Annotated in this window: 1 protein-coding gene; it reads right to left on the bottom strand. The window is 63.1% G+C overall.

The features are described 5' to 3' along the window. Positions 1-674: DUF2339 domain-containing protein (locus QQJ79_RS15700; RefSeq protein WP_284223862.1), on the bottom strand; the 674-nt coding region annotated here is incomplete at both ends.

Below are 674 nucleotides of genomic sequence, written 5' to 3'. Positions count from 1 at the left end.
GCAGCGGCCACACCCACAAAGGCCAGATGCAGGATAAAGGACGCCGACAGCGGACGGGTTACAAGACGCAGCGCATCCATCGGTCCGGCATAATCGTCCTGCTGCATATGGTTCAGGAAGAAGAAGACAAAGAGCCCCATGACGGCAAGGCCATAAAGTTCCACAACCATGAGATCGGCGGCCCCTGTCAGTTCAGCACTGTACCAAAGCAGGAACCACACGGCACTGGCCCCCAGATTGGCCAGACCGCCCCACATCCACGGGCGATAGCGCAGCAGCCACAGACTGCCCGCCAGAACCGCTGTCAGATACAGGAACAGAAGCTCGGTTGACGGGTCCCGCGATCCGACCAGAAGCGGCACGATATAGGCACCCAGCATGGCCAGACCCGCCATCCACGGCCCCAGCAACAGGGAATAGGCCAGCCCGGCGGCAGATGTCAGCGCCATCAGGATCAGGGTCACAACCGGCGGATACAGGCCGTAAAAACCGAACCCGGCATAAATCGCCCCATAAACGGTCAGCAGTCCCGCCCCGACAAGGGCCAGCGGCACCCGGCCCCACGCTGCGGGATTATCCCCCCGCACCGGTTGGCGACGCGCCCATTCCCCGGCACCCACCATGGCAACACCGGCGACCAGACCGGCAATAATGCGCGCCCACGGCCCCAGAAA

It is taken from the genome of Brevundimonas denitrificans (assembly GCF_030160755.1).
Lineage (GTDB): Bacteria > Pseudomonadota > Alphaproteobacteria > Caulobacterales > Caulobacteraceae > Brevundimonas > Brevundimonas denitrificans.
Note: the sequence above shows the minus strand (reverse complement) of the source record. Positions and strands in the feature narration are given on the sequence as shown.